Raw genomic sequence first — 23,237 nt, 5'->3', positions numbered from 1 at the left:
TATTTATCTTTATACACTTCACTATGAGTAATAACGTCTGGCGTATTGTCCTGTTGAGTATTCTGTTATTTCTTGCTTTTTCAGGTTGCACCGCAACAACGGATGAAACTTACGTTTCTAATAATGATGTTCTTTTCCAGACATCTACAATTGACTCTTTAATTGCCGGTTCCTATGACGGGGATATGCAGGTTTGCGATCTTAAAGAACAGGGTGGCTTCGGATTGGGTACTTTTGATCGACTGGATGGTGAAATGATAGTTATGGACGGTGAAATTTACCAGGCAAAAGCAGATGGGCACATTTATCAGGTAAACGATACGATTACCACTCCTTTTGCAGCAGTCACCTTCTTTGAAGCAGATGACACGATTACAATTGGGTCAAATACAGATTATGCGTCTCTCCAATCCATCATTAAAGAAACGATTCCCGGCCCAAATCTCATGTATGCATTGAAAATAGAAGGGACATTTGAAAACATAAGTATACGAAGTGTACCTGCCCAAAGTAAGCCCTATCGCCCTCTACTGGAAGTGGTGGCAGAAGAGGAAACTGTGTATTATCATGAAAATATAAATGGTACAATGGTTGGTTTCCTTCTCCCCTATTATATTGAAAATATCAATGTGCCGGGTTATCATTTCCACTTCATAGATGCAAACAAAACAGTCGGAGGCCATGTTCTTGCCTGTAATCTGACTTCTGGCTTAGTTGAACTGGATTATACATACGATTTCACCCTGTCACTTCCTGAATCTTCATCTTTCTCTGAAACATTACCCGGGAATAAGGATACCCTTGAAGCCATTGAGCAATAAGTAACCTTTTTCCTTTTTGCCACCCATGATTCTTAAATAGCTTCGTTACAATATGACCACTGATACTGATATATCGAATATTTTGATTGTAATTCAGGTGAAGCAATGTACTCAGACAGAATAAATGCACTACCACCGTATTTGTTTGCAACGATAGACGAAGCCAAAGCCAAAGTCAAAGAACAGGGCGTGGATGTAATAGACCTTGGTGTCGGTGACCCTGATCAACCTACTCATCAGCATATCGTCGATTCTATGTGTGAGGCTGTCCGCGATCCCTCAACCCACAGGTATCCATCCTATTCTGGTATGCCGGCTTTCAGGGAGGCAGCGGCTCGTTGGTGTAAGGAGACAAAGGGAATTGATATCGATCCGGCCACTGAAGCCCTTACAATGATCGGCTCCAAGGAAGGTGTAGCACATATCCCTCTTGCTTTCCTCAACCCCGGCGACGTAGCCCTTGTGCCCGATCCTGCCTACCCGGTGTACAAGATAGGTACCCAATTTGCAGGTGGTGTACCTCACATTATGCCTCTGCTCGAGGAAAATGATTTTCTTCCCGATCTGGATTCAATTCCAAAGGATGTACTTGAGAAAACCAAACTCATGTTCATGAATTATCCCAACAACCCGACTTCAGCCACGGCAAGTCTCAAGTTCTTTGAAGAGGTTGTGGACTTTGCCCGGGAAAATGAGGTTGTGATTGTTCATGATAATGCTTATTCAGACATGGTGTATGATGGTTATGAGGCTCCAAGTTTCCTGAATGTAGACGGTGCGATGGATGTTGGTGTTGAATTCTATTCCCTTTCCAAGACTTACAATATGACAGGCTGGAGAATTGCCTTTGCCGTGGGTAACAAGGATATAATAACCGGTTTTGGCAAGGTCAAGTCAAACATAGATTCAGGTGCATTCGAGGCAGTTCAGAAGGCAGGAATTACTGCACTGGACAGTTCCCAGCAGTGTGTCACCGATATGAATAATGTATACAAGCAAAGACGAGATACCCTTCTGAAAGGTCTTGATGCGATGGGTCTTGCTGTAAACCCACCAAAGGCCACCTTCTACGTATGGGCCCGGGTTCCCGAGAAATACAGTTCAATTGACTTTTCTTCCCTCTTGCTTGAAGAAGCTGGAATTGTCGCGACGCCGGGGGTAGGATTTGGAGACTATGGTGAAGGCTATATCAGGTTTGCTCTCACCCAGACAGTTGAACGTATAGAAGAAGCCGTAGGAAGAATGGAAAAACTGGATTTGTAATCCTTTTTTCCTTTTCCTTTTTATTTTTCAGGCAGTATCCTATCCGGATTTATACGGCCGCTCTGTATCATATGATCGGCCAGTACAATTGCCATCATGGCTTCGGCAACAGGCACCATTCTCGGGGGGATAGTCGGATCATGTCGCCCCTTTATTTCTATAATTTCTTCTTTTTTTGTCACCATATCTGCCGTACGCTGGGGCAATGAGATTGATGGGGTGGGTTTTACAGCACAGCGACAAATTATTGGCATGCCTGTGGTAAGTCCTCCGAGTACTCCGCCTGCGTTGTTGGTAAGGGGCTTTATTGTTTCGTTCTCAACTTCAAAGGCATCGTTCATTTCACTGCCCCTCATTCGGGCAGCTTTGAAGCCGGCACCAAATTCAATTCCTTTGACTGCACCAATACTCATCATTGCAGCCGCAATATCGGCATCGATCTTATTGAATACCGGTTCTCCCATTCCTGCCGGTGCACCTGTGGTAAGGATTTCCACAATTCCTCCGGTGCTTTCCCCGCATTTGCGCATTTTTTCTATCATTTCAAGCATTTTTACTGCAGCTGTCCGGTCGGCGCAGCGTACAGGATTCTTTTCGATTGCAGTTTTGATATCCGGATCGATATTTTCTGCCCGGATTCCTCCGAGTTCTATTACATGTGCGACTACTTCAATACCGTATGCTTCAAGTAATTTTTTTGCAATTGCGCCGGCTGCTACCCTGCCAATGGTCTCACGGCCCGAAGAGCGTCCTCCTCCTCTGTGGTCCCTGTGGCCGTATTTTTCCATATATGGGAAATCTGCATGACCGGGTCTGGGTTTATCGCGCAATTTGTCATAGGAACTGGAATTTGCATCCTTATTGTAAACAATAAGTGATATTGGGGTGCCTGTTGTAATACCTTCAAAAACTCCCGACAGAATTTCTACACTGTCCTTTTCTTTACGGGCTGTTGCGGCGCTACTCTGTCCCGGTCGGCGGCGGTCCAGTTCCTTCTGTATATCCGCTTCATCAAGTGTCAACCCCGCAGGAGTTCCGTCCACAACTACTCCAAGGGCTTTTCCATGGGATTCTCCCCAGGTGGTTATCCTGAATGAATGGCCAAACGTGTTTCCTGCCATGCTATTATGTTACACACTCCGTTATTTATCAATTTGCTTCAATCCTGCTTTTCATGTGGCTCCATATGTACAACCACATCTTTTGCACCCTCTATGTACTGCTTGATTTTATCACTCACCTGATGGGATATGCTGTGTGCCTGATCAACCGGCATTTTTGGGTCCACCTCTATATGCAGGTCGATATAATATTCTCCTTTTGTCCCTCTTGTGCGTATCCTGTGGCATTCCATGACGCCATCAACTTCAAAAGCTATGTTGCATATTATATCTTCATCAAGTCTTGATTCATCACAGAGGGTTTTGCTGCTGCTTTTGATAATATTGATCGCCGCACGGATTATGAACAGGGAGATAATGACAGCTATTACCGGATCGATAAGGGGGTATCCACCTTTTACAGCAAGCAGGCCTGCGATGACTGATATGGATACGTAGATGTCGCTTCTCGTATGCATGGAATCTGCAATCAGGATGTCGCTTTTCAGTTTCTCTCCTTCTCTTTTCTCGTATATTGTTACAAAGAGGTTGACTGCAATGGTAAGTAGCATTACAACAAAACTTAAGCTGGTGATTTCCGGTGTGGATGGTGAAATAAAACGATCAACTGATTTGGAGATTATTTCCACGGCTACTATGAACAGCAATACTGCAATAAAAACCGAAGCCAGGGATTCATACTTTTGGTGTCCGTAGGGATGCCTTCGGTCAGGTGGCCTTGCTGCGATCTGGATTCCGAGAATACCTATTATGTTGGAGATACCATCAAAAAGGGAATGATAACCGTCGGATTCCATACTTAAGGTGTTGGTAAAAGAACCGTAGCCTATTTTGGCAAAGGATACTACCAGGTTAAGTACAAGTATCTTAATAAGTATCGATCTTATTAACCGGTATTTATCTGTAGAGGAATCCATCATAATTATTTAAGTCCTGTTTGCTACATTTAGATACTACTTTAATTAAGATGTATATTGATTTTCCGTTATTTCGTTAACAGGGTGAATATAAGATGTTCAAAGTTGCGATTACAGGCAAAGGCGGTGTGGGAAAAACCACCATCTCAGGTACGATTGCACGTTTACTGGCCAGGGACGGGTATGATGTGCTGGCAATAGATGCGGACCCGGATATGAACCTGGCTTCCTCACTGGGTATAACCTCTCCTCCCAAACCATTGACCGAATACAGGGAAATGATCGAGGAACGTGCGGGTCAGACAGGAGGCATGTTCAAATACAACCCGAAAGTGGATGATGTAGTTGAAAGATTCGGAGCAGTGGGTCCGGATAATGTAAAAATGCTTGTAATGGGTACGGTAGAACGGGGTGGGAGTGGCTGTATGTGCCCTGCGTCAGCATTTTTGCGCGCCCTGCTGCGACATGTGGTGCTCAAGGACAGCAGTGCTGTCATAATGGATATGGAAGCCGGTATAGAACATCTGGGCAGGGGTACTACAAAAGGCATTGATTTGATGCTGATTGTTGTGGAGCCGGGCAAACGTTCCATTGAAACCGCATCACGCATAAAGAAACTCTCTGACGAGATCGGTATCAAGCATATTGCTGCGGTCATTAACAAGAGCAATGAAGCCGACATGTCCACTGTGCTGGAGGATATCGGTATTCCCGTACTTGGCGAGATTCCTTTTTCCCCGGACTTTATAGAAGCCGACCTGCAGGGTATGTCACCCATTGACCTGGATGGGGAGGCATTGGATTCTATCAAAAATGTCAGGGACAATATGGTGGATATGATTACGTCTTTCCATGATGCTTAAATGAAGTAAAGGATAACAGGCAGCAAAATAACTCCCATAAGATGACTCCTCCTGACTTTCATGAAAGGGGGAAGCATGCCGATTGTGGTAGCTGTCAAAAAAAGAAGTATTCCGAAAACTCCGGTAAAGAGTGCCACCATTATAGTAAGTCCGGCTATGACAGCAAAACAGAGTTTCCTGTATTCTATTTTCTTGAGGACATGATGAATATTGTTTCCAATGGCTATGGTAGATAGGTAGGATAGCAGGGCTGCTGCAACTATTGCTATCAGGAAAAGAATTATTGAGCGGCTTTCAATTGTTGCAGTATCAAGTAAACGGTTGACTGCTACCATAGCACCGCTTCTTGTTTTATCTATCATAGCCAGGGCAAAAAGGCCGAAAATAGAATTTGCTGTATTAACCCCGGAGATTGATATTATAAACTCTTTTGAATCATCCATCTCATCTTCAATATCATCCCTGTCAATTTCGTTTGGAATAGTAAGTCTTGCAATCACTGTGGCAATTGAAGCTGATATGCCGGGCAGCCACGCAACAATTGATCCAGCAAAACTGCCTGATATTATGCCACGTAATATTCTCTTTACTGAAAGTTGCATGCGGGATATATTTTCAGAAGGGATATGAGAATCTGACATCAGGCTAATTGCTAGTTGTGAGGCACCGAACAAACCACTCAAAATAGGTAACAGAATGGACGTTTCACCAAATTTTAAGACTGGTGTTGCCAAGTATTCCATCTCAAATGCAAAATATCCCAGCAATCCGCTCAGGATAAAGAGGCAAAGAGCATAACCTTTGTATCTAAATGAGGCAAGTGATCCCTGTCCTGTGATATATTCTCCTTTCTCGGTCAGGATAAGTATGGCTGATATGATTATGAGTATCCAGGCCATATTCTCCTGTATGGTATCATAGGAATTTGTGAAGAAAAATACCAGGGGGTATGCCATTATGAGGGCAAAGGCAACAGAACCTGCACTTCCAAGGGCAGAAAGTCTGACAGCTTCAGCTCCATATCCATCCAGTAGCAACCTGTGCCCGGGCAGGACTGCAAGGGCCATGTCATCGTTAGGTGCACCCAGAAAAATGGCAGGTATAATATCATGGAAAGTATGAGATATGGAGTTGGATAATACAATTATTGCTACATAAAGAGGTTCGATTCCCTGGTTCAAAAGAAGGGGGCTCAATCCTACCAGTATCAGGGCGAAATTGTTTGTATGTATGCCCGGGATAAGACCGGAAACAATTCCCAGCAGAAATCCTGTAAGGATTGACAAAAGTATCAGGGATATTTCAACTGTCATTATGTTCCGTTATTCATTCATAACAATATTTATATTTTTGTTTATATTAATATTTTATTAGTTTATTATTTTTATTTGTATCCAATGTGTGACGTAAGTATTTATACTAGATTAAATTGAATGTGCTCCTATGGCCGAAGACAAAACCAGGTGTATGAAATGCAATCATGAAGCTATCATTTACCAGCCATATTCCGGTATGCACCTGTGCAAAAAACATTTTTCAGAAGATGTAGAACGCAAGGTCAAGCTTACGATTCGTAAGAATTACAATATTGGTAAAAACGAAAAAATTGCAGTTGCCTTGAGCGGTGGTAAGGATAGCTGTGTGGCCCTGTATATTTTGAACAAGATTTTTGGCAAACGCAGGGACCTGGAACTTGTTGCAATTACAGTTGATGAAGGTATTTCTGTTTACAGGGAACGCTCAATAGAGTATGCCAGAAAACTGACCTCCGATATTGGTGTAAAGCATCTTATCCATAGTTTTGCTGATGAATACGATACATCACTTGATGAACTGGCAGCAAAGGAAAGGGTACATGGTGCCTGCAGTTATTGTGGTGTGCTGCGCAAATCCCTGGTTAACAGGATAGCTCTTGATATCGGGGCAAAACGACTTGTGACAGGCCATAATCTTGATGATGAAGCCCAGACGATAATGATGAACCACCTGGGGGGTGATGTGGAGCGGATGATACGTCTCTCTCCGCCAAGAGAACTCGAGGGTTTGGTCCTACGTGCAAAACCTTTACGCAAGATTCCTGAAAATGAAGTGGAATTGTATGCAAAGGTCAATGATATCCCGGTGGATATAAGCCTGTGTCCTTACAAGCATGAGGCCTTGCGTAATGAAGTAAGACTGATGCTTGACGACTTTGAACAAAGACATCCTGGTACGAAATATTCACTCCAGAAGGGTTTTGATAAAATGGTGGGAATACTTGCAAAGGAATTTCCTCAGGCGGAAATTAAAAAGTGCACAATTTGCGGACAGGCCTGCACTACTGATGTCTGTCAGGCCTGTCGGCTTCTTGGCAAGACCTGATTAACGCTGAAATTTCAGATAGTCATCAATATCATAAAATTGTGTACTTTTGCCGCTTAAATACATCCTTGTCCACCACAGTACTGTCAGAGGCTGGATTACTGCAAAGGACAGGACAAAATCGGCAAAGGACCAGAATGTGCTGAGTATTTCAATGGAATTCAGGACTTCCCCGACCACTCCTGTGAGTATTGACAGGCCAATCAGGACCAGCCATAGGATGACTGTGTCAAGTTTATTGTCCATGAAAAATGAGAATCCTTCTTCCAGGGCTTCCAGGGGCTCCAGCCCACCGACAACCAGTGCATATTCTGCAAAAGTAAAGACCAGCTTTACCACGATAGCATAGAATATCCAGATAAATATTCCAAAAACAAGGATTAATGTGCCCGAGAGTGCTTCTTCGGGGTTTTGCATCAATATGCTCAGATCCCCAATTGCCAGTATTCCAGGTACCACGAAGATTATTCCTGCGAGGATAATCAGCATTACTATGAACCTGGTAAGGAAGAGGTTGACCAGGTTCTTTTTTCCTGATTTAAACATCTCATTGATACTGGTGGAGCCGTCTTTGAGCGCTTTTTTTGCCATTCCTATGGCTCCGCCGTAAAAATAGGAACTTATAAGAATGGATATTAAGAATGCTGCTATAAACAGGAGTATGAACAATCCCATATTACCATAAAAGGCGGCTGTGAGAACTTCAAATGCCATTTCGGGGTTGATATTTGCGGGGTCTGATGTAATGTCCTGCATTGCAGGCATAATAAATATAACGACTGTAACCATGAAAATGGCAAACATTGCAAATATGCCTGCAAATATGTTCAAAAAGAATGGGATGCAAATATTGAGATTGTGTGTCCAGGTCTGAAAACCTTTTCTCAGAACCGTATTTATATTTTCCATTAAATATTATCTCCCGATTACCATATCGTGGTAGTTATATGGAAGTTTCCCTATGGATACAACTGTGTCTCCATAAGGCTTCTTATTGTATAAAGATTCTCATACAGGTGATTCAATGGATGCTGAAAATGATAAAATTATGGTAGTTTCCCACTGTCTTCTCAACCCTGAGTCGCGTCTTACAGGGATTAAAAAACCTGGAACGTTTTCTCCCGGGAAAAACAATGTAATTCAACTTCCCTGTCCGGAACTGATATATTTTGGTTCAAGTCGCCGGGAAATTACCAGGGACCAGTTAATCCATTCGGCATACAGGAAATTCTGCAGACAATTATTCGACCCCATTGCAGATATGATTGAGGAATTTTATCGCAGGGGTTTTTCCATTGAATTTGTGGGTGTGGGAAAAAGTCCCTCCTGTGCTGCAGACCTCACAACTGTAGCCGGTCCTGTGGGCAGGGTGTCAAACTTCACACATGAACATGTTGCTGGTAGGGGAGTTTTTTTTGAAGAAATCGAAATGGAACTGGTCAGGCGGGGGATATGTTATAGTATGCAGGATTACTACAAACCGTAATATATATATAATATGTAGTCATCACGGGGGTTGCTGACGGGTTGTCTTTCTTTTCCTAAACCCCCACTCCCCAAATATTAAACCCCCTTCAAACCCGTCAGCTTTTCCCCATTAGTAATTATCAATAGGATAATCTCTATAATTTTTAAGTAAATAATTGTAGGATAGTTTATACGATTTTGTTTTATGTTATTATATATAAAAAAGAAAAATGAAGGTCAATAGACCTTCAGAATATTCCTGCCCCGATAAACAGGGAAGAGAACAGGATTGCAACTACGTTTACCACTTTTATCAGTGGATTTATTGCAGGTCCTGCCGTGTCTTTAAATGGATCTCCTACGGTATCTCCCACAACAGCTGCTTTGTGAGCTTCGGAACCTTTTCCACCATGGAATCCGTCTTCGATAAGTTTTTTCGCATTATCCCATGCACCTCCTCCATTATTCATTGTTAATGCAAGGAGTAAACCAGATGCGATAATTCCTATAAGAAGACCTCCCAATGCCAGCGGTCCAAGAACGTAACCTACAATCAATGGGGTGGCTACAGCAATGACCCCTGGAATTGCCATTTCTCGAATGGCCGTGGCGGTTACAATGTCTACACATTTCCCATACTCGGGTTTGGAAGTACTTTCCATTATGCCAGGGATCTCTTTGAACTGACGCCTGACTTCATTGATAACTGCAAAAGCAGCTTTTCCGACAGCCTGCATTGTTACTGCACTGAATATGAACGGCAACAGAGCACCTATCAACAGGCCTGCCAGAACTACCGGGTTGTCAAGAGCAAGTTCTCCCATTTCCAGATTTACCTTGTATCTGTAATCTGCAAAAAGAGCCAATGCACCAAGAGCCGCTGAACCAATTGCATATCCTTTTGTTACAGCTTTTGTTGTGTTACCAACTGCATCAAGGGCATCTGTAACTTCACGTATTTCCGAAGGAAGGCCGGCCATTTCGGCAATACCACCGGCATTGTCGGTTATTGGGCCATAGGAATCCAGAGTAACAATCATTCCAGTCGTGGAAAGCATTGCTGCTGCTGCGATTGCTATTCCGTAAAGTCCCATTGCCGGGTCCGCTGCCCCGCCTGCAACAAAAAAGGAGCCCAGGATACCACTTACTATAATTAGAACGGGTAGGGCAGTACTTTCAAATCCCATTGCCAGACCCGAAATTACATTTGTACCTGCACCCGTTTCAGAAGCCTCTGCTACCTTTTTAACCGGTCTGTAACTCGTTGAAGTATAATATTCGGTGACCAGGACCATCAATACCATGATGACCACACCTACAAGAGCTGCATAATAGATATTGATGTTACCTATAAGCATGTCTGTTACGAAATAGAATGCAACAAGACAAAGAATTGCAGATACTGCCACTCCCTTGTAGAGTGCTTTCATGATCTTATTATCATTTCCTATACGTATGAAGAAAATTGATATGATGGATGCAAAAACAGCGACTGCACCGAGAATTAATGGGTAGATCACTGCGTTGGGATAGGCTTGCAGAATCTGGGTACCAAGCAGCATAGCTGCAATTACAGTAACCACATATGTCTCAAAAAGATCTGCTCCCATACCAGCACAATCCCCTACATTATCTCCTACATTATCAGCAATTACACCAGCGTTTCGCGGATCATCTTCAGGGATGCCTGCTTCAACTTTACCTACAAGATCTGCTCCGACATCAGCGGCTTTGGTGTATATACCGCCACCAACTCTTGCAAAAAGGCTGATAAGGCTTGCACCAAAGGCAAATCCGATTATTTGATCCACATCACCGAACATGATGTAAAATACACTGGTACCAAGCAGAGCCAAACCTACTACCGCAAAACCTGATACTGCACCACCATGAACTGCGACTTGCATAGCTTTTTTCAGTCCTTCTGATGCAGCGTTTGCTGTTCTAACATTTGCTCTTACAGATACATTCATTCCGATATATCCTGCAGCAGCGGAACTTATAGCTCCTACTATGAATCCAATAGCAATTTTTCCACTGTTTTCTTCCAGCAATACATATATCAGAAAAGCCAATATTACAGCAACTATAGCTACTGTTTTATATTGACGGTTCAGATATGCCATGGCCCCTTCCTGTATCGCGGTGGCAATTTCCTGCATTTTTTCGTTACCGGTTCCTTCCTTGAAGATACGGGTTGCGAAAAATACAGCAAATACCAGACTTACGATACCTGCCAGAGGGGCGAGGTATATTATATCCTGCATTATTGTTCTCCTATATTTGTTTGATTTTTATGATAATGCTATGATGGTTATCAGACAGATGGAAGTTCCAGTTGCCCTTTACCTATAATTATTAATCTTTAGTGGTGCCACAAAGGCAGATTGAAATAGAACACACCTAATAAGAAATTAACGTTTCAAAATTTTTAGATTGATGTGTGCCATGTTCGATTTGTCCTAACATATTTTTGTTAGTATTAATGTTTTACCTTTTATATGCACTACAGATATGAATAGACATATTAATTATAACGTATTATCCTGTACCAATGAGGATGGCAGGGCTTATACTCGTAACTTTGCTGCTCCTGTGTCCTGTATCAGGGGCACTTGCGGCTGAGGATAGCAGGGATTATATACATATTTCAAGTATGCAGGTTCGCTTTTCAGGTACTGATGCCACAGTTGATCTATTCTATGATCTGGATTTTTTCGGGGATGTGTATATTTTTGCGTTAGGCAGTCGCCATCTTAAACCTGAATTCGAAGCCTTTTTCTACGATTTTGAAGAATTTAAGGTTATAGAACTCGGAAGGGGCCATTCCAGATTTTTACTTAAAAATGTATCCCGGGAAAGTGAAAATTTCTATCTTCATGATGAGAAGAAACTTGGAAGACAAGTTGGTTCTCTTGTAGCTATTTATCCCGCAGGCCCTTCAAAGGATATGGGTAGTATGGATTCGATCCCAAATCTGTTTTATGAAAAACAATGACTCTCAGTAATCAATTATGTTTAATTTTATGTCCTGCTTTACTTGTGTTTCGCATCCAATCTGTTCTTGTAGTTAAATTTATATAGTTATGCATTATGATGCATTATTATGGTGCGTCCCAGGAAAAAGAGAATGGTAGGCTTCCGTCACAGGTGTCGGCGTTTCAGTCCCGATGACACGAATGAAAATATGCCCGTTGTTGATGTCGGTGTAGATGAACTGGAATCCATGAGACTGAATATTTTAGAAAAATTGTCTCAGGGGCAGGCAGCACAGAAAATGGGAGTCCATCAGTCTACATTTCAAAGAACCCTTCGCAGGGGTCTTGAAAAAGTAACGGATGCACTGGTCAATGGAAAAGGTATTTCTTTAGAAGGAGGTGAACTCAATATGCCTGGAGGAGATGGCACAGGTCCAGATGGAAGTGGTCCGATAGGGGCCAGAGGACAGGGTCGCAGAGGTGGTGGAAATCGCCCGGGCCGCGGAGCTGCAGCTCCGCAGAATTGCAGGTGTCCTTCATGTGGACATCTTGAACTACACCAGCCGGGTGTACCGTGCAGTCAGGCCAAATGTCCTGAATGCGGTTCTCAGATGGTGCGAGGTTGAATTTATAGAATGGAAACAATGCTAGAACGACAAAGGAGGTTGTATTAATATGCCCGGTGGAAACAGAACCGGTCCCAGGGGAATGGGGCCAATGACAGGAAGAGGTGCAGGTTATTGCACCGGATATGATATTCCAGGATGGCAGAATCGATTGCTAAGAGCAAACTCCTTCAGGGGAGGTTTTTACAGATTTGGTGGCCCTTTCAAACAAGGCATGGGTTACTATAGACGGGGTCCATTTGCGACTCCTTCTCAGCCTGTATCCCTGCAAAGCGAGCTTGAAGCGCTTGAAAGAGAAAAGGACTTGCTTTCCCAGCGTATAGAACAATTGAAAACCCAACTTTCGGGGAAGGGATCAGAGGATGTCTGATCCTCTTTTTATTTTAGGGGAATTTCTGTGGGAAAGCGAAAGTCCAGAATAATTTATGGTCCAATCCTCTCACGAAGATTGGGCAGGTCTCTGGGTGTGGATGTTATCCGCAATCCTTCCAGCCGGAAAAACTGCAATTTTGACTGTGTCTACTGTCAGCTTGGCTCAGTTACAGATAAAATCCAATCTCCAGAGGATGCTGTGGGATGCGTTACATGTTCCGAAGTTGTTGAAGGTATTCGGCATTATCATCGCAGTATAGAAGATATTGACTACATTACATTCTCAGGAACCTGTGAACCAACCCTCAACCTATGGCTTGGAGAGATGATCGACAGTATCCGTGATATTTCTGATGTGCCTATATGTGTCATTACCAATTCTTCCCTTGTTGGCAGAAAGGATGTGCGCCAGAATCTTGCAAAGGCAGATCTGGTGGTTGCTACTCTAGTATCGGGTTATGAAGATTCATTCCGGAATATTAACAGACCTGCTCCGGGTATTCACCTGGAGGAAGTTATAGAGGGACTTGCGGCTCTTTCTTTGCTGGATGGCTGCAGGCTTTCCATAGAGGCCATGTTTGTAGAAAGTAACGAGTTTCCAGGCAACTCATCCGATAGGGAAATTTCACGTCTTGTAGAAGTTCTGGAATACATCGATCCGGATGAAGTTGAAGTCTTGACCGTAACCCGGCCTCCTGCTGAATCTTCCGTACATGCTGTTGATGAGAAAAGGTTGAAGGAAATTGCCAGATATTTTGACGATAAACTTGGAAGGAATAAAGTGCGTCTTGTATTGCAAGGTATAAAAAGGGGCCGCTCCGTACTCAAACACGAGAATATTGAAGAGGAAGTGTATGACCTGATTCTCCGTCGTCCCTGCACTAACGAGCAGTTGATTGACTCACTTGATATTAGTAGGGAAAACCTTATTCCTGTTATTGAGAATATGAAATACAGGGGAACGATTGAGGTGATCCGGGAATGCAATACCTCTTACTACAGAGTTTTGTGATTATTCTTTCCTGCGACCACTAAACATATACATGAATAATCATTATAGATCCATGCAATTTTAGAGGATGGCATAACCTATGAAGGAAACAATAGAATCGTCACTTGCAGAGGAACGTGTTTTTGAACCATCTGAAGATTTCAAGGCCCGTGCCAATATGAACGATCCCGGTATTTACAGGAAGGCTGAAGAGGATTTTGAAGGTTTCTGGGCTTCAGTTGCAGAAGATATTGACTGGTTTGAAAAGTGGGATAAAGTCTTCGAATGGAAACCTCCGCATAGTAAATGGTTCCTTAATGGCAGTCTTAACGCATCATATAACTGTCTTGACAGGCATCTTTCTTCAAAGGGTGATAAGACAGCCATTATCTGGGAAGGGGAGATGGAAAACAATCGCACCTTTACCTATGATGAATTGTATTACTCCACATGTCGCTTTGCCAATGCATTGAAAGAACTCGGGGTTAAAAAAGGGGATATTGTTACAATTTATCTTCCGATGATACCCGAGGCTGTTATTGCCATGCTTGCCTGTGCAAGAATCGGTGCCCCTCACAGTGTGGTATTTGCCGGATTTTCCCATGAGGCACTCGCCCAACGTGTTGAGGACGCAGGCAGTCAATTCGTAATTACCTGTGATGGTTACTATCACAAAGGTAAACTGGTTGACCAGAAGGAAAAAACCGATAATGCACTTGAGAAATTAGATAACATCGAGCATGTACTGGTTGTCAATCATGCGGCAAATTCTGTATTTTTCACTGAGGGTCGGGATGTGTGGTGGCACGACATCGAAAAACAGGTTGATTATGACTGTCCGCCTGAACACATGGATTCCGAAGATACACTTTTCTTAATGTATACCAGCGGAACCACAGGCAAACCCAAGGGTGTGGTCCACAGCACCGGAGGTTACCTTGTCGGAACAGCGATCACTGCCAAATGGGTCTTTGACCTGAAAGATGATGATGTTTACTGGTGTACTGCGGATGTGGGCTGGATTACGGGCCATTCCTATATTGCATATGGTCCCCTGCTGAATGGTGCAACTGTGCTGATGTATGAGGGAGCACCGGATTATCCAGAAAAGGACAGGTTCTGGAGTATAATTGAAAATTATGGAGTGACGATTTTTTATACGGCACCTACAGCCATCCGGACATTCATGAAATGGGGCAAACAATTGCCTGCAAAGCATGACCTTTCCTCGTTGCGGCTGCTGGGAAGTGTCGGTGAACCCATCAACCCGAAGGCATGGCTCTGGTACTATGAGCATATCGGGGACAAGAAATGCCCGATAGTTGATACATGGTGGCAGACAGAAACAGGTATGATAATGATCACGCCCCTTCCGGGGATTACTCCGATGAAACCCGGTAGTGCTGTGAGACCGTTCCCGGGAATCAAGGTATCCATTCTCGATGAAGAAGGAAATGCGGTTCCAGAAGGACATGGTGGATATCTGGCAATCAAGAAACCTTGGCCGAGCATGATTCGTGCCATTTATGGGGATGAGGAACGCTTCATTGAAACTTACTGGAGTATGTGGGGCAAAGATACCTATATGTCGGGTGATGGTGCTCATACTGACAGTGACGGTTATGTCTGGATTCTCGGAAGACTTGATGATGTGATAAAAGTATCCGGGCACAGGCTCGGTACTATGGAGATCGAAAGTTCGCTTGTAGCCCATTCGGATGTTGCGGAAGCAGCTGTTGAAGGAAAGAAGGATGAAATAAAAGGTGAAGTGATCGTTGGATATGTTGTTTTGGAAACCGGTGCTTCTGCAAGCGATAAACTGAAAGAGGAACTCCGCAAGCATGTAGCCGATGAGATCGGTCCTATTGCCCGTCCGGCAGACATTATCTTTGCTGATGACCTTCCAAAAACACGTAGTGGAAAGATCATGCGCCGGGTACTGCGCGCGATCACAAATAATACCGACCCCGGGGATGTGTCCACTCTGCAGAATCCTGATGTGGTTGAAGAACTCAAAAGAAAAGTTAATCTATCAGATTAACATTCAAACCCCTAGAGGTTTAATTTCATGGAAAGGAATACCGGCCTTATAGTTGCAATGGATGTTACGCGTATGGATCGTGCCGTCGAGATTGCCAGCGAAGTTGCTGAATGTGTGGATGCCATTAAGGTGGGCTATCCCCTGGTGCTTTCAGAAGGTTTGAGTGTAATATCAAGACTTGCCGACTATGCTCCTGTCATTGCTGACTTTAAGGTTGCTGACATTCCAAACACGGATGAACTTATCTGTGAGCAGGTGTTCAAGGCCGGTGCCAGTGGTGTAATAGTACATGGTTTTACAGGCGAGGATAGCCTGAAAGCCTGTATAGATGTGTCCCGACTTTATGGTGGGGATATCTATGTAGTCTCTGAAATGAGCCATCCCGGAGGTGCGAAGTATTTCCAGCCGATAGCCGATGAAATTGCTTCAATGGCGTATGAATTCGGTGCTACAGGTATTGTCGCACCGGCTACCCGGCCAGAAAGGGTAAAGCACCTGCGTTCTATAATAGGTGATGAGCTTTCTATTATTTCTCCGGGTGTAGGTGCACAGGGAGGTAAAGCCTCTGATGTGATCGCAGCAGGTGCGAACTGGATTATTGTGGGTCGAAGTATTTATAATTCAGAACACCCCAAAGAAACAGCCATGGAACTTGTTAACGGGATCGGTATTTAAGGATAAAAGCCAGTGATGAGATTCTCTTCTGAGATAGTGATGAGCCCTATGAGTTCTGAGGCTTTTGTTTTTTACTTCAAGATCCGGTGTTGATTTATATTCAGAGGAAGGTGCATGACCAGAAATGAGTTGGCCGTAAATAGTTGTGACGGGGATTGTGAACCTCTTCTTGAAACATCTGCCGGTGAAAAAATTTTCAGATCGGGCAAAGATTCCGTTATAGTTTCACTACCAAAGGGCAGGAGAATAATTTCCAATTCCTGGCTCAATGGTGGTATCCGTGATGATATCAATGTCCTCATCAATCAGCGAATAGGAAGGCATGTTGGAAGTGAGGATGACCTGGAGGAAGGGAGTGTCGAAGGCTATCTCGCTCATGTGGTGGAGCAACTTGGCTATTCTGCATCAAATGCATCTGCATTGCTAACTGCTGCAAGTATGGAAAATGTTGCTTTTGTTACTCACTCTTTCCGTGGACTTGAAATAACAACAATTGCGACTGCAGGCGTTGAAGTAAATGCATGCAGTCCTGCAGACCCTGCTTCCTATTATCAGGAAAATGGTAGATGGGAAACTTTTGGCGGAACAATAAACCTAATTCTTCTAATAGATGCAAATTTGCCGTCATATGCTCTTACCAGGGCCTGGATGACAGCTACTGAAGCAAAATCAGCAGTTCTGCATCAATTAATGATTCCAAGCCGTTTTTCTGAGGAACTGGCTACCGGAACCGGGACTGATATGATGGCGATTGTATCCAACGATTCTGCCTCTCTGAAATTGACTGACGCAGGTCCCCATTCCAAACTTGGTGAGCTGATCTGTAAATGTATAAAACAAGTCCTTTTCAAAGCCCTGGATCAACAATCAGGTATATCAGCTGTTTCCCAGAGGGATATGCTTGTAAGGCTTGATAGGTTTGGAATTGATGAAAAATATTTCTGGAAAGTTTCGACATCCCTTGAGGGAGATAATAAAAAGGGTCCATTTTATGACAAGCTCAGGAATATTTCACGTAATCCTGCTATGGTTGCATTGATTTCTTCTATTCTCCATCTTGTCGATGAAGTAAGGTGGGGTTTGATCCCTGAAAACAGTGCAAAGAAAGTAGCTTTTTCCCAGATGGCTCAACTTAACAATATTTTGAATTTGAGTGTAGATGTCCCTTATGATTACTTGCTGGATCCAAAAGAATCAATAATTGATAACTGGGTAAGAGTTACTTGCTGGATTGTAAAAAGAAATGTTTAATTCCTTTACAATTATATTAATATAAAAACGAGGTTTATCATGAATCTGAGAAATTATATAGCCACTTATTGTACTGATTCTAAGAAAAAGCCAACAGGCGTCATAGTTCATAGTGCATATATAGGAGATGAACTTCCTGAAATACCGGATCGCTTTTTCTACATGGCTGAGTGGTCTGATGTGCCTTCCAGACGTATATGGAAAAGTGAACCGTACCAGTCAGTATTGATTCATGAAAATGGTCAACTCATCATACACGAACATCTCAGAAAAGCCAACTTCCGGATTCATCTGCTGGATCTGGAAGAGAAATACGAGACCTCCTCACGAGCAGGCCATTTCGTTCTTTCAGTACCCGAAGCTTTCGAATTTGCCTATAATGCACACAGGGATACGGCAAGACGATTTTCCAGGACGCCCTATATATCTCATCCAATGGATGTTGCCTCCATACTCTTAAAGAACAGTGCCCCCGATGTAGTTGTAATTGCCGGTCTGTTGCATTCGATCAAAAAAGAGCCTAAAATCGATATGGGTGAAGTGGAGAATAAGTTCGGTGAGACTGTTTTAACTTTTGTAAGGGCAGTATCTGAACTGGACCAAACTGATGATCCCTCCCTGTTATCTGTTGATGAAAATATGTGGAAGGAGCGCAATGAAGCCTGCCTGAAAGCACTTGAAGCTGTTGGAAGGGATGTCAAACTCTTATTCTGTGCAGATAAACTTGCCAGCATAAGGGATATGATGGACGGGGAAAATATTCACGGGAATATAATATGGGACCATTTTATAGTAGGAAAAGAATCTCATAAATGGTATTATGGCCGATTGCTACGGTCCTTTGAATCCCAACCCCATAGTATTATCGATAGTCCAATGTATAAACAATTGAAAGGATGTGTCGAACAGTTCTTCAGTGATACCTGATTTTTTACTTTGTGGTACGAATATGGGTGTATCTATAATCGAGCTCGTATGTCGCTCGGAAAAACGGAAAAACTTGCTTGTCTATCTAAAAGATGGCCCTCAGAATCTGGCCGCTATCAAAAAGGCTCTTGATGTCACATCAACCGGTGTGCTTCCTCAGATAAAGCTTCTTAAGGATAATGGCATTCTTGTGCAGAAAGATGATGAATATGAACTGTCTATTTTTGGTAATATTGTAGTGCAGAAAATATTGCCGATTTTTAAACTGACTAATACACTTGAAAAGAATCCTGAATACTGGTTTTCCAGGGATATTTCGGCTCTCCCAATGCAATTTATGGAAAGGCTGGGTGACCTGGGCGATTCAGAGGTCATTGAACCGGATATCAACTCTCTTTTTGATCCGCCTCAGGAATTAATAGACCATCTGCTTGTAAGTCGGTATGTTACAGCCATTACTTCTTATTTCCATCCTTATTATGTTAAACATTTTGTGGAATTGGCTAAAAAAGGAGTGAAGATGGACTTGATTTTTACCAATGATGTCTATGAACGCATTGTTGAAGATTATGGGGAAGAAGCAAAAATTTTCTTCGGAATGGATAACACCAAAATATATATCCACAAGGGCGATTTGCCGGTAGTTAGTATGGTCTGTGCGGACGGTTTTTTCCTGGTTTCCTTCCTTAACAAGAAGGGAATATATGATCACAATAAACTTATCAGTACCAGTGAAGAAGCTGTAATTTGGGGGTATGACCTGTTCGAATACTGTTGCCTTGATTCACGGAAAAAGACATGATTACTATTGTCCTGCGTTCATTATTAATACATGAAACGAAATAGTATTTATATGATAATGGTGGATTTAAAGCTTGAAGAGTGGTGATTCGATGCCAAAAACCCTCGACATTGCAGAATTCAGGAATATGGTAGAAAAAACTAAAAAGTTGCACGAAGACCTTTCGTCCCTATCCCATAAGATGGATGACATGGATGATGAGGTTAAATGCAATAGGGATTATGGGTTGTCCCGGCGCTCTTCTGAATTATATTATAAATCTGATTTACTTTCTGCCGATAAACGCAAGGGTAAGTAATCCTTGCTTATGTGCGGCTTTATGGCCAAATATCTCTAAGTGACAAGTATTTACTTATTTATTTACGGAACGGGTCAATATGGCAGATAAAAAGAAAGGAAACAATCCGTCTGGAAGTGATGATTCTTTCAGTGATATTACTGATATGATCGAACAGATGTTACAGAGATTCGGAGTAGGTATAGAAGAATTCTCTGATGAACCTTTCATTTATGGTTTTTCTATTACACAACGTGCCAATGAAGATCCTGAAATCAGGGAATTCGGTAACATTCCTTCTGATTATAATGATTTCGAAGAAGAAATTGATCCTTTAGATGGCCCCCTATCCATAGATGAGAAAAAACCTCTGGTAGATGTTCTTGAAATGGATGGAAAAGTGTATGTTACCGCCGAAATTTCGGGTATGTCCAGAGATGATATTTCAGTCTGTGCAACAGACCAGTATCTGGAGATCGATGCTTCCAATAAATATTATACATATTCCGAAACTCTCGAAATGCCACTAAAAGTAGATCCGAATAGTGCAAAAGCAACTTTCAAAAATGGTGTTCTCGAGGTAATATTTTCTGTTATGGAAGAAACCGCGAAAGTAGATATTAAAATTAATTGACTTTTCGCATTAATTTATTTTGCTGGTGCATCGGATGAGTTGTTTTGGGAAAAATGTACTTGTAGTGGATGACGAAGCGCATTTGCGTGAAATTCTTCAAAGTTTGTTGGAATTGAATGGTCTGTCCACATCGTGTGCTTCCAGTGGAGAAGAATGTCTTTTGATGCTTGAATCTTCCCTGCCGGACCTTGTCCTTCTTGATGTTATGATGCCGGGTATGGATGGGTGGGAAGTTTTCCACCGTATTAAGGAAAAGTACGAACATTTGCCGGTTGTCCTTCTGACTGTCAGGAACCATGATTTTGACAAGATGATGGGATTGGATATTCTCAAAGTTGAGGGTTATATTACCAAACCTTTTGACAATGATGAACTCATAAAAAGTGTTTGTAGTCTTCTGGATTAATCTTTTCAACAAGTGGTTGACAGATAATCGCAGAGCTGTCAGTAATATAGAGGTGAATTGCTTTATCGCCATTTAATCCGGCTTCTATACTATTACGCAAATTCCAGTAATTGTCAGGATCTATTTTTCCTCTTATCAATGCATTTTTGGCATTTAATTCTTTAAGCTTCCTATTGATGTCTTCAACAGATACATTTGTCTCTGCCAGCACAGCGTACTGATTTTTAAGTAATGGGGACTTCAATTTTTCGTCAGATGTCATTAATGCCCTTTTCGAATCAATTTGGAATAAGTATGTCTTATTATCTCCCTTGCTCATTTTTTCTGCAAGTTCAGGTAGCAGTTCTGCTTTTACAACAGATGGTTCCGGTTCATATGCAAATTTTTTCATTATTTCTGATTCGGAGATGTCTCCTGTCCCACTGCTACATAATGATTCCCCGGAGGGCAGTGTGATGGCGGATCTATTGCATTTCTTGAGATGGTTGAAGTATAATGTAAGGCGATTGATTTTACCATTAAGGGACAGGTATTCCATTTCACAATTAAAAGGAATCCTTTCTGGGGTCAGCTGAGGGGGTACTTCAAAGGCGAATCCTTTTGTCCGGGATGAATAAGCACCAATCATGTCTTCCAGGTCTGGTGTAATGCTTGAAAGTAGGCGCCTCTTTTCCTTTTGGGGCCTTTCAGGATCAGAAAATACGACATCCAGTTCAGGGAGTTTCTGTATTACTTCGGGGTCGAGGGCGTCACCACATATAAATTCTACATTGTTCACTCCATATAGCTGGCAATTCCTTTTGGCATGTTCTATTTTTACAGGGTCTATTTCGATGGCATATACTTTTTTACACTCTTTTGCAAAGAAAATGGTTTGTCCGCCTATACCACAACTTATATCCGCCAGAACATCACACTTAAGTCTCCTTGCCCGGTACTCTGCCACAATCTCTGGAGTAGCAAAGCGCAATCCATCATGGTCAGAACTTATCGGTTTGGTGAATTTGTCTTTGTTTTTCATTGCAGTCCAATGGTTTATTGGTACTTTTAAAGGTGTTGTTTCCTGTATGACTGTTTTTGGCCCAAAGCATTTATATACCTAATATAACATCATACAGCCCAAGCTGAGAATATAGTATGTATATGGTACATACTTCGCAGGTAGGCAAAAAGTGTGGAAATGTAGGATTTAACATAGATCATCAGTGGGCCAATTCAATGAAAGCCCCCATGCATGCGCGTTGTGTATGTGTGGATGGTAGATGTGTAAATCTTTTTGTGATGATGTTGCAGTATTGCTGCTCCTATCCGCATAACGTAGAATATCCATGTTGAGCTCAAACCTTGATAGGTGGCCCAACACACTTTTTTGTTATTTCAACCTGCGTAAGCGATTGAACATAAAAAAATTCAAGGAGAATACAAGTGCCAACAATACACAGACCAAGGCGAGGTTCTCTAGCGTTCAGTCCACGCAAAAGAGCAAAGAGCCACATCCCTAGGTTCAGGTCATGGCCTGAGGCTGAGGGTGAGCCAAAATTGCAGGGATTTGCAGGTTACAAGGTCGGAATGACCCATGTAATTATGATTGACGATGCCAAAAACAGCTTGACTGAAGGCGCTGAGATTGCCGTACCGGTTACTGTTATCGAAACACCGCAGATCGGTATTGCCGCAATACGTGCCTATAAGGACACTCCTTACGGAGAAAAAACGATTTCAGAGGCATGGTCAGCAAATCTGGACGGCGACATTGGACGCAGGATAAAGACTCCCAAAAATTACAATACGGAAAAATCACTTGAAAATATGGCTTCCCTGGTGGAAGAAGGGAAAGTTTCTGAGATTCGTGTGATCACATATACAATCCCATCTTCAGTAAGTGGAATTCCCAAGAAGAAAGCAGATATTATGGAAACTGCAGTTAGTGGTTCTGATGTAAAAGCCAAGTTTGAGTATGCAAAGTACATACTTGGCAGCAAGGTTGCAATTTCTGATATTTTCTCGGAAGGCAACATCATCGATGTAGCCGCTATCACAAGAGGCTACGGTACTGAAGGGCCTGTGAAAAGATGGGGTATCCAGCTGGCAAAGAACAAACACTCTCGTCAGAGTAGTCTGCGTCAGGTTGGTACTCTTGGGCCGTGGAATCCACCACATGTAAGCTGGAGAGTTCCACAAATGGGCCAGGCCGGTTACCATCAGCGTACCGAGTATAATAAGCGTATCCTGAAAGTATCTTCTGATGTGGATGAAGTAAATCCTGCAGGAGGATTTGTGAACTACGGCCTTGTCGGCGGAGATTATATCCTTGTGAAGGGTACTGTACCCGGTCCTTCCAAGAGACTTATCAGGCTCAGGGAACCAACCAGGCCAAAGACATCCGCTGTGGGAGAGCCTCAGCTTATGCATATAAATACACAGTCCAGGCAGGGGTGAGATAA

At 42.7% G+C, this 23,237-nt stretch carries 24 protein-coding genes; 18 read left to right on the top strand and 6 right to left on the bottom strand.

Annotated features, from left to right (window positions below; genetic code table 11):
• Positions 1 to 23 precede the first annotated feature (23 nt).
• The gene (budA, locus tag MMAH_RS06915; RefSeq protein WP_172632581.1) at positions 24 to 821 is read left to right on the top strand and encodes an acetolactate decarboxylase; all 798 of its coding nucleotides are present in this window, start codon (positions 24 to 26) and stop codon (positions 819 to 821) included.
• A 105-nt stretch (positions 822 to 926) separates the two neighbouring features.
• Positions 927 to 2,084, top strand: coding sequence for an LL-diaminopimelate aminotransferase (locus MMAH_RS06910; RefSeq protein WP_013037829.1), 1,158 nt, complete (start codon positions 927 to 929; stop codon positions 2,082 to 2,084).
• Between the two features lie 20 nt (positions 2,085 to 2,104).
• Here MMAH_RS06910 and aroC read toward each other — a convergent pair whose 3' ends face one another.
• Positions 2,105 to 3,205, bottom strand: coding sequence for a chorismate synthase (gene aroC / locus MMAH_RS06905; protein ID WP_013037828.1), 1,101 nt, complete (start codon positions 3,203 to 3,205; stop codon positions 2,105 to 2,107).
• Between the two features lie 38 nt (positions 3,206 to 3,243).
• Positions 3,244 to 4,125 (bottom strand): cation diffusion facilitator family transporter, encoded by an 882-nt coding sequence (locus MMAH_RS06900; protein WP_013037827.1) that lies wholly within the window; start codon positions 4,123 to 4,125, stop codon positions 3,244 to 3,246.
• A gap of 92 nt (positions 4,126 to 4,217) precedes the next feature.
• Here MMAH_RS06900 and MMAH_RS06895 point away from each other — a divergent pair, with 92 nt between their 5' ends.
• Positions 4,218 to 4,985: an ATP-binding protein gene (locus tag MMAH_RS06895; protein WP_013037826.1), complete on the top strand. Its 768-nt coding sequence runs from the start codon at positions 4,218 to 4,220 to the stop codon at positions 4,983 to 4,985.
• Here MMAH_RS06895 and MMAH_RS06890 read toward each other — a convergent pair.
• Positions 4,982 to 6,298: a tripartite tricarboxylate transporter permease gene (locus MMAH_RS06890; protein ID WP_013037825.1), complete on the bottom strand. Its 1,317-nt coding sequence runs from the start codon at positions 6,296 to 6,298 to the stop codon at positions 4,982 to 4,984. The genes MMAH_RS06895 and MMAH_RS06890 overlap by 4 nt on opposite strands.
• Before the next feature lie 130 nt (positions 6,299 to 6,428).
• On the opposite strand from MMAH_RS06890, the gene MMAH_RS06885 reads away from it, so the two are divergent.
• Positions 6,429 to 7,346 (top strand): TIGR00269 family protein, encoded by a 918-nt coding sequence (locus tag MMAH_RS06885; protein ID WP_013037824.1) that lies wholly within the window; start codon positions 6,429 to 6,431, stop codon positions 7,344 to 7,346.
• On the opposite strand, the gene MMAH_RS06880 is transcribed toward MMAH_RS06885, so the two are convergent.
• Entirely contained in the window at positions 7,347 to 8,255 is a 909-nt protein-coding gene (locus MMAH_RS06880; protein WP_013037823.1) for a DUF7847 domain-containing protein, read from the bottom strand. It lies immediately after the preceding gene.
• 115 nt (positions 8,256 to 8,370) lie between these two features.
• Between MMAH_RS06880 and MMAH_RS06875 the strand changes: the two genes are divergently transcribed.
• Positions 8,371 to 8,832: a DUF523 domain-containing protein gene (locus tag MMAH_RS06875; protein WP_013037822.1), complete on the top strand. Its 462-nt coding sequence runs from the start codon at positions 8,371 to 8,373 to the stop codon at positions 8,830 to 8,832.
• 229 nt (positions 8,833 to 9,061) lie between these two features.
• Here the strand turns inward: MMAH_RS06875 and MMAH_RS06870 are convergent, their stop codons facing one another.
• Positions 9,062 to 11,080 carry a sodium-translocating pyrophosphatase gene (locus tag MMAH_RS06870; protein ID WP_013037821.1) on the bottom strand — a complete coding sequence of 673 codons (2,019 nt, stop codon included), beginning with the start codon at positions 11,078 to 11,080 and terminating at the stop codon, positions 9,062 to 9,064.
• 287 nt (positions 11,081 to 11,367) lie between these two features.
• On the opposite strand from MMAH_RS06870, the gene MMAH_RS06865 reads away from it, so the two are divergent.
• From MMAH_RS06865 to MMAH_RS06810, 12 genes are all read left to right on the top strand, one after another.
• On the top strand, positions 11,368 to 11,811 hold the full coding sequence (locus MMAH_RS06865; RefSeq protein ID WP_157198710.1) for a hypothetical protein: 444 nt from the start codon (positions 11,368 to 11,370) through the stop codon (positions 11,809 to 11,811).
• A gap of 108 nt (positions 11,812 to 11,919) precedes the next feature.
• Complete coding sequence (locus MMAH_RS06860) at positions 11,920 to 12,417, top strand: DUF134 domain-containing protein (RefSeq protein WP_083774847.1); 498 nt, start codon at positions 11,920 to 11,922, stop codon at positions 12,415 to 12,417.
• Between the two features lie 49 nt (positions 12,418 to 12,466).
• On the top strand, positions 12,467 to 12,787 hold the full coding sequence (locus MMAH_RS06855) for a DUF5320 domain-containing protein (protein ID WP_013037818.1): 321 nt from the start codon (positions 12,467 to 12,469) through the stop codon (positions 12,785 to 12,787).
• Positions 12,788 to 12,814: 27 nt separating this feature from the next.
• Positions 12,815 to 13,801 carry a radical SAM protein gene (locus MMAH_RS06850; protein WP_013037817.1) on the top strand — a complete coding sequence of 329 codons (987 nt, stop codon included), beginning with the start codon at positions 12,815 to 12,817 and terminating at the stop codon, positions 13,799 to 13,801.
• Between the two features lie 79 nt (positions 13,802 to 13,880).
• Complete coding sequence (gene acs, locus MMAH_RS06845; RefSeq protein ID WP_013037816.1) at positions 13,881 to 15,821, top strand: acetate--CoA ligase; 1,941 nt, start codon at positions 13,881 to 13,883, stop codon at positions 15,819 to 15,821.
• 27 nt (positions 15,822 to 15,848) lie between these two features.
• Positions 15,849 to 16,496, top strand: coding sequence for an orotidine-5'-phosphate decarboxylase (gene pyrF, locus MMAH_RS06840; protein ID WP_013037815.1), 648 nt, complete (start codon positions 15,849 to 15,851; stop codon positions 16,494 to 16,496).
• A 114-nt stretch (positions 16,497 to 16,610) separates the two neighbouring features.
• The gene (locus MMAH_RS06835) at positions 16,611 to 17,747 is read left to right on the top strand and encodes an adenosylcobinamide amidohydrolase (RefSeq protein WP_013037814.1); all 1,137 of its coding nucleotides are present in this window, start codon (positions 16,611 to 16,613) and stop codon (positions 17,745 to 17,747) included.
• Positions 17,748 to 17,786: 39 nt separating this feature from the next.
• Positions 17,787 to 18,674 (top strand): HD domain-containing protein, encoded by an 888-nt coding sequence (locus tag MMAH_RS06830; RefSeq protein WP_013037813.1) that lies wholly within the window; start codon positions 17,787 to 17,789, stop codon positions 18,672 to 18,674.
• Positions 18,675 to 18,696: 22 nt separating this feature from the next.
• Complete coding sequence (locus MMAH_RS06825) at positions 18,697 to 19,476, top strand: helix-turn-helix transcriptional regulator (RefSeq protein WP_013037812.1); 780 nt, start codon at positions 18,697 to 18,699, stop codon at positions 19,474 to 19,476.
• Between the two features lie 91 nt (positions 19,477 to 19,567).
• Positions 19,568 to 19,774 (top strand): hypothetical protein, encoded by a 207-nt coding sequence (locus MMAH_RS06820; RefSeq protein ID WP_013037811.1) that lies wholly within the window; start codon positions 19,568 to 19,570, stop codon positions 19,772 to 19,774.
• A gap of 79 nt (positions 19,775 to 19,853) precedes the next feature.
• The gene (locus MMAH_RS06815) at positions 19,854 to 20,387 is read left to right on the top strand and encodes an Hsp20/alpha crystallin family protein (RefSeq protein ID WP_013037810.1); all 534 of its coding nucleotides are present in this window, start codon (positions 19,854 to 19,856) and stop codon (positions 20,385 to 20,387) included.
• Between the two features lie 34 nt (positions 20,388 to 20,421).
• Positions 20,422 to 20,793 carry a response regulator transcription factor gene (locus MMAH_RS06810; RefSeq protein WP_013037809.1) on the top strand — a complete coding sequence of 124 codons (372 nt, stop codon included), beginning with the start codon at positions 20,422 to 20,424 and terminating at the stop codon, positions 20,791 to 20,793.
• Here the strand turns inward: MMAH_RS06810 and MMAH_RS06805 are convergent.
• Positions 20,762 to 21,814 carry a methyltransferase domain-containing protein gene (locus MMAH_RS06805; protein WP_013037808.1) on the bottom strand — a complete coding sequence of 351 codons (1,053 nt, stop codon included), beginning with the start codon at positions 21,812 to 21,814 and terminating at the stop codon, positions 20,762 to 20,764. The genes MMAH_RS06810 and MMAH_RS06805 overlap by 32 nt on opposite strands.
• Before the next feature lie 404 nt (positions 21,815 to 22,218).
• Here MMAH_RS06805 and MMAH_RS06800 point away from each other — a divergent pair, with 404 nt between their 5' ends.
• Positions 22,219 to 23,232: a 50S ribosomal protein L3 gene (locus MMAH_RS06800; protein WP_013037807.1), complete on the top strand. Its 1,014-nt coding sequence runs from the start codon at positions 22,219 to 22,221 to the stop codon at positions 23,230 to 23,232.
• Positions 23,233 to 23,237 lie beyond the last annotated feature (5 nt).

Origin of the sequence: Methanohalophilus mahii DSM 5219 (assembly GCF_000025865.1) — an archaeon.
GTDB lineage: Archaea > Halobacteriota > Methanosarcinia > Methanosarcinales > Methanosarcinaceae > Methanohalophilus > Methanohalophilus mahii.
The sequence above is the reverse complement of the archived record's forward strand: the minus strand, read 5'-3'. Positions and strand labels throughout refer to the sequence as shown.